5 protein-coding genes are annotated in these 6,588 nt (G+C 71.8%); 4 read left to right on the forward strand and 1 reads right to left on the reverse strand.

The window, feature by feature from the left end; translation table 11 throughout:
• The first annotated feature begins 69 nt into the window (after positions 1 to 69).
• Complete coding sequence (locus tag AB0D74_RS44675; RefSeq protein WP_362600231.1) at positions 70 to 909, forward strand: helix-turn-helix transcriptional regulator; 840 nt, start codon at positions 70 to 72, stop codon at positions 907 to 909.
• A 330-nt stretch (positions 910 to 1,239) separates the two neighbouring features.
• Here AB0D74_RS44675 and AB0D74_RS44680 read toward each other — a convergent pair whose 3' ends face one another.
• Positions 1,240 to 2,631, reverse strand: a complete 1,392-nt coding sequence (locus AB0D74_RS44680; protein ID WP_362600233.1) for a cystathionine beta-synthase — start codon at positions 2,629 to 2,631, stop codon at positions 1,240 to 1,242.
• Between the two features lie 150 nt (positions 2,632 to 2,781).
• Between AB0D74_RS44680 and AB0D74_RS44685 the strand changes: the two genes are divergently transcribed.
• The 3 genes from AB0D74_RS44685 (at position 2,782) to AB0D74_RS44695 (ending at position 6,450) form a co-directional block, all read left to right on the forward strand.
• Positions 2,782 to 3,834 carry an SGNH/GDSL hydrolase family protein gene (locus tag AB0D74_RS44685; protein ID WP_362600235.1) on the forward strand — a complete coding sequence of 351 codons (1,053 nt, stop codon included), beginning with the start codon at positions 2,782 to 2,784 and terminating at the stop codon, positions 3,832 to 3,834.
• Between the two features lie 340 nt (positions 3,835 to 4,174).
• Positions 4,175 to 5,395, forward strand: coding sequence for an acetyl-CoA C-acetyltransferase (locus AB0D74_RS44690; RefSeq protein ID WP_362600237.1), 1,221 nt, complete (start codon positions 4,175 to 4,177; stop codon positions 5,393 to 5,395).
• Between the two features lie 272 nt (positions 5,396 to 5,667).
• A complete protein-coding gene (locus tag AB0D74_RS44695) occupies positions 5,668 to 6,450 on the forward strand; it encodes a hypothetical protein (RefSeq protein WP_362600239.1) in 783 nt (260 codons plus the stop codon).
• The last annotated feature ends 138 nt before the right edge of the window (positions 6,451 to 6,588 follow it).

Raw genomic sequence — 6,588 nt, forward strand, 5'->3', positions numbered from 1 at the left:
CAGGGCTGAGCTTTTCCTGGGTCTGGCAGAACCAGGTTGGGCGGACGCGACTCCCCTACGATCGAACCCATGGACGGGGAAATCGGAGACTTCCTGCGCTCGCGCCGCGCCCGCATCCGGCCCGAGGAGGTGGGGCTGCCCTCGCACGGCAGGCGCCGCGTACCGGGCCTGCGCCGCGAGGAGGTGGCGCAGCTGGCGGGGGTCAGCGTCGACTACTACATCCGGCTCGAACAGGGGCGCGGGCCTGGCGGAGTCTCCGACGCGGTGCTCGACGCCGTCGCCCGGGTCCTGCGCCTGGACGAGACCGAGCACGCCTACCTGCTCACGGTGGCCCGCCCGCAGCGCAAGGGCACCGCGCGCCCGTCCCGGCCCCGGATCCGCCTCGGCGTACAGCTGCTGCTGGACGGCATGGAGCGGACGCCCGCGTTCGTGCTGGGCCGCAGGATGGACGTGCTGGCCTGGAACGCGCTCGGCGACGCCGTGAACGGGTTCAGCGCCCTGGCGCCGGCCGAGCGGAACATCCCGCGCCAGGTCTTCCTCGACGCGGCGGCCGGGGACTTCTACCCGGACTGGGCCGCCGTCGCCGCCCAGGCCGTCGCCAACCTGCGCATCGACGCGGGCCGGCACCCCGACGACCCCCTCATGGCCGCGCTGGTCGGCGAACTCTCCGTGAAGAGCACGGACTTCCGCCGGCTGTGGGCGGACCACGAGGTCAAGGAGTGCGCGTACGGCACGAAGCGGATCCGGCATCCGGTGGCGGGCCTGCTGACCCTCCCGTACGAGACCCTCACGGTCCCGACGGACCCGGACCAGACGATCGTGGCGTACACGCCGGAACCGGGCTCGGAGACGGCGGAACGGCTTGCCCTGCTGGGCAGTTGGGCGACGACGGCACGAACCGTGAAGTGAGCCGGGAAAAGTAATGCGCGGGGACCGCCGCACCCCCTAGAAGGGGGGCGGGACGACGGCGGTCCCCGCGAGGGACATGGACCGGGTCAGGGCCGGGTCTCACGTCCGGGCGTCCATGGAGGTCCGGGAGCCGCTCCGGAGGTCCTTGGACGTTCGGTGTCGGCCGGGGCGGGGAGCCGCTCCCGCCCTGCCGACACCCACCAATCTGCCGGACCCGTGTTAAGCGGGTGCTGCGCGCACGTGACACGCTCGTACCACTTCCGCGAAGTCCACCACTTGGACAGGAAACAGCAAGTTCCCCGGGGTCACGGGCCGTTCACCGCAGGTTCGCTACTGCTTGCCGCCCTTGGCGAGAAAGGCCAGCAGGTCCTGTCGGCTGATCACACCGGTGGGCTTGCCCTCGACGAGGACGATCGCGGCGTCGGCCGCGCCCAGCACCGTCATCAGGTCGCCGACCGGCTCGCCGGAGCCGACCTGGGGCAGCGGGGCGCACATGTGCTTCTCCAGCGGGTCCTCCAGGGAGGCGCGCTTGCTGAACAGCGCGTCGAGCAGCTCGCGTTCGACGACCGAGCCGACGACCTCGGCGGCCATCACGTCCGGGTGTCCGGCGCCCGGCTTGACGACGGGCATCTGCGAGACGCCGTACTCGCGCAGCACCTCGATGGCCTGCCCGACGGTTTCGTCCGGGTGCATGTGGACGAGGGAGGGGATGGTACCGCCGGCCTTGTCGCTGAGCACGTCGCCGACGCGGGCGCTGGGGCCCTCGTCCTCCAGGAAGCCGTAGTCGGCCATCCACTCGTCGTTGAAGATCTTGCTGAGGTAGCCACGGCCGCTGTCCGGCAGCAGGACGACCACCACGTCGTCCGGGCCGAGCCGCTCCGCCACCCGCAGCGCGGCCACGACCGCCATTCCGCAGGAGCCGCCCACCAGCAGGCCCTCCTCCTTGGCGAGCCGCCGGGTCATCTGGAAGGAGTCCTTGTCGGACACGGCGACGATCTCGTCGGCGACGGTCCGGTCGTAGGCGGTCGGCCAGAAGTCCTCGCCCACGCCCTCGACGAGGTAGGGCCGCCCGGAACCGCCGGAGTAGACGGACCCCTCCGGGTCGGCGCCGACGACCTGTACCCGGCCGTCACTGGCGTCCTTCAGGTAGCGGCCGGTGCCGGAGATCGTCCCGCCGGTGCCGACGCCCGCCACGAAATGGGTGATCTTCCCCGCCGTCTGCTCCCACAGCTCGGGGCCGGTCGAGTGATAGTGCGAAAGGGGGTTGTTCGGGTTGGAGTACTGGTCCGGCTTCCAGGCGCCCGGGGTCTCCCGGACCAGCCGGTCGGAGACGTTGTAGTACGAGTCCGGGTGCTCCGGGTCCACGGCCGTCGGGCAGACCACGACCTCCGCGCCGTACGCCCGCAGCACGTTGATCTTGTCGGTGCTCACCTTGTCGGGGCACACGAAGATGCACTTGTACCCCTTCTGCTGGGCCACGATCGCCAGCCCGACCCCGGTGTTCCCGCTGGTCGGCTCGACGATCGTGCCGCCCGGCTGCAACTCCCCGCTCTTCTCCGCGGCCTCGATCATCCGCAGCGCGATGCGGTCCTTCACGGACCCGCCCGGGTTGAAGTACTCGACCTTGGCGAGCACGGTGGCCTGGATGCCCTGGGTGACGCTGTTGAGCCTCACCAGCGGGGTGTTGCCGACGAGACTGATCATCGAGTCGTGGAATCGCACCGTTGTCTCCGGTTGCTTGCAAAAGGTGTGGTCCTAGTGGTGTGGCCAGCCTAAGGCCCCGTTCCGGAGGTTCACTCCCCGTTGAGATTGACGCACGGGCTGTACGGGGCAAGGAGTGGATGAGCGGCAACGAGGAGGTGGCGGCGACGCATGACGAACATGTCGAGGGCGCGGGTGGCCCGGCGGATCGCGGCCGGGGCGGCCTACGGCGGCGGCGGGGTCGGGCTGGTCGGCGCGGCGGCGGTGGGCCTGGTGCTGGCCGAGGTGCGGATGGCCAGGACTGCGGTGCACAACGGCAACAGCGGCGGCCGGGTGCCGGTGGCGGACGGCCGTTACGGCGTCGGCTACGACGCCTCCGGTGAGCCGCCGATCCGCCTGACCATGCTCGGCGACTCCACGGCCGCCGGACAGGGCGTGCACCGCGCGGCCCAGACACCGGGCGCGCTGCTGGCGTCCGGTCTCGCGGCGGTCGCGGAGCGCTCGGTGGAGCTCAGCAACGTGGCCCTTCCCGGTGCCCAGTCCGACGACCTGGACCGCCAGGTCGCCCTGGTGCTGGGCACGGCCTCGCCCGTCCCCGACGTCTGCGTGATCATGATCGGCGCGAACGACGTCACCCGCCGCATGCCGCCGACCCGCTCGGTCCGCCACCTCTCGGCGGCCGTCCGGCGGCTGCGCACGGCGGGGGCCGAGGTGGTGGTCGGCACCTGCCCCGACCTGGGCACGATCGAGCCGGTACGGCAGCCGTTGCGCTGGCTGGCCCGGCGGGCGTCCCGCCAGCTGGCGGCGGCCCAGACGATCGGCACGGTGGAGCAGGGCGGGCGCACGGTGTCGCTGGGCGACCTGCTCGGCCCCGAGTTCGCGGCCAACCCGCGTGAGCTGTTCGGCCCCGACAACTTCCACCCCTCGGCGGAGGGGTACGCCACCGCGGCGATGGCGGTGCTGCCGACGGTCTGCGCGGCCCTCGGGCTCTGGCCGGCGGAGGAGGAGCGTCCCGACGTCTCCCGCCGCGAGGGTTTCCTGCCGGTCGCCCGGGCGGCGGCGGAGGCGGCGGCCGAGGCCGGCACGGAGGTCACGGCGGCGATGCCGACGGGGCCGCGTGGACCGTGGGCCCTGCTGAAGCGCCGGCGGCGCCAGCACGTGGAGGCGCTCCCGTCCGACCAGACTTCCGAGGAGGCGAGGTCGCGGGCGGGCAGCGCCGACTAGGGAGACGGTGGGCGGGGGTGCGCGGTGGGGTGGGGACGCTTACCGGCGCTTGCAGGGTGCCGCCGCGCCCACCCATGCCGCCCCTAGCGGCACGCATGCCCGCAGCTGAGGAGCCCCGTCAGGGGTGCGGGGAACTGCGCGAGCAACCCCCACCGGCCCGCAGGCGAAAAGCAAGCGCTTAGAAAGTGCGGCCAGCGTCACACCCCGACACCGGTGACCGATGACATACGTACGGGTAACTTCCCAAGCACCCCTGCCAACCCCCGTACGCCCACCCGTCGCCCGGCCGCCGCCCCTCAACGAGGCGCTGCGCGCCGCCCCTTTTCATTGGAGCCGTGAGATGCCCGAAGCCGTCATCGTCTCGACCGCCCGTTCCCCGATCGGCCGTGCCGTCAAGGGCTCCCTGAAGGACCTGCGCCCCGACGACCTCACCGCGACGATCATCCAGGCCGCCCTCGCCAAGGTCCCCGAGCTGGACCCGAGGGACATCGACGACCTGATGCTCGGCTGCGGCCTCCCCGGCGGCGAGCAGGGCTACAACCTCGGCCGGATCGTCGCCGTGCAGATGGGCATGGACTACCTGCCCGGCACCACGATCACCCGGTACTGTTCCTCGTCCCTGCAGACCAGCCGCATGGCCCTGCACGCGATCAAGGCCGGCGAGGGCGACGTCTTCATCTCGGCCGGTGTCGAGATGGTCTCCCGCTACGCCAAGGGCAGCTCCGACGGCCTCCCGGACACCACGAACCCGATCTTCGCCGAGGCCCAGGCCCGCACCGCCGCCACCGCCGCGTCGACCGGCTCCACCTGGCACGACCCGCGCGAGGACGACCTGCTCCCCGACCCGTACATCGCGATGGGCCAGACCGCCGAGAACCTGGCCCGGATCAAGGGCGTCACCCGCCAGGACATGGACGAGTTCGGCGTCCGCTCCCAGAACCTCGCCGAGGAAGCCATCAAGAACGGCTTCTGGGAGCGGGAGATCACCCCGGTCACCCTCCCCGACGGCACGGTCGTCAGCAAGGACGACGGCCCGCGCGCCGGCGTCACCCTGGAGGGCGTCGCCGGCCTGAAGCCGGTCTTCCGCCCCGACGGCCTGGTCACCGCCGGCAACTGCTGCCCGCTGAACGACGGTGCCGCCGCGGTCGTCATCATGAGCGACACCAAGGCCCGCGAGCTGGGCCTGACCCCGCTCGCCCGGATCGTGTCCACCGGCGTCACCGGCCTCTCCCCCGAGATCATGGGCCTCGGCCCGGTGGAGGCGAGCAAGCAGGCCCTGAGCCGCGCCGGCCTGACGATCGACGACATCGACCTGGTCGAGATCAACGAGGCGTTCGCCGCCCAGGTGATCCCCTCCTACCGCGACCTGGGCATCCCGCTGGAGAAGCTGAACGTGAACGGCGGCGCCATCGCCGTCGGCCACCCCTTCGGCATGACCGGCGCCCGCATCACCGGCACGCTCATCAACTCCCTCCAGTTCCACGACAAGCAGTTCGGCCTGGAGACGATGTGCGTGGGCGGCGGCCAGGGCATGGCGATGGTCATCGAGCGCCTCAGCTGAGTCCCTGAGTGACCGTCACGGGACCCAACGTGACGACCCGGCCCGGTGTTCGAGAAAACCCCGAACACCGGGCCGATTTGTGATCCAATCTCCCCCAGGATGTGACCTATCTCCCTCTGAGGAGATATCGCCGCAGGTCAACGCCGTTGTCCCGGTAAACCCCAGGGCCAAAGTCCTGTCCGCTTCGTGACGTTACGCACTGACAGCTTGATAGTCCACCCTTCAAGCTGATGTAGGAAGTCGGGGGTCGACTTTGAACCGGGAGTACGTCAGTGAGCGCCATGCCGATCGCCTTGCTGCTCACCACGGCCGCCACGGGCGCCGTGGGCGTCGCTGTCCTGCGCACCGTACTGAAGCTGCGCCGTCAGGTCGCCGAGCTGCACACCCAGCTCGCCCAGAACCAGGCCGCGACCTTGCGCGCCCTCATGCCGGCGGCTCGCAGCCATGCCGACGCCGAGGCGATACGCGCCGCCGTGGCGGAGGCGCTGGCCGAGGAGCGGGAGCGGGAGCTGGCCGAGGCACGTGCCTTCTGGGCCGCGCAGGAGGCGCGTGACGCCTCCGACGCGCCGTCGCTGCTGGGGCTGGCCGACGGGGAACCGTTCCTGCCCCGGCAGACGGACTTCGTGGGGCTTGAGCCGGTCGCCGAGCCGACGGCGGAGACCGACGAGTTCGCCGGGGAGTCCCCGGAACTCGCGGCGGCCCGCCGGCGTCACCCGTCCCACCCGGACTTCGTACCGGTGCAGTCGCCGGTGGTGAACGACCACGAGCGGACGGTCGCGACGCTGGAGCAGCTGGCCGAGTCGCAGGTGGAGCTCTCCGACGTGCGGCCGGGTCCGCTGGGCACGCTGGACGTGTACGTGTTCGCCGACGGCACGACGCTGTGCATGACGCCGGGGCACCGGGAGACGGCGGAGCGGCTGGCCGCGGCGCTGGGCGCGGGCGAGACGCCGTACCTGCTGGGCGGGTCGGGGATCTCCGGCGCGTACACGCTGACGTTCGCGTGCGGCGAGGAGAACGTCTACATCCTGGCGGACCGGGTCATAGCGTCGCTCTGACTTTTCGAGGTGCGTTGTCGGGTGCGGCGCCGTCGTGGCTGGTCGCGCAGTTCCCCGCGCCCCTAAAGGGGCGCCTCGCTCCGCCGCGAGCGGCGCGCGGCCCGGCGGCAGGAGCGGGCCGCCGAGCGCGAACAGGAG

This window comes from Streptomyces sp. NPDC048278 (assembly GCF_040652195.1).
Classification (GTDB): Bacteria; Actinomycetota; Actinomycetes; order Streptomycetales; family Streptomycetaceae; genus Streptomyces.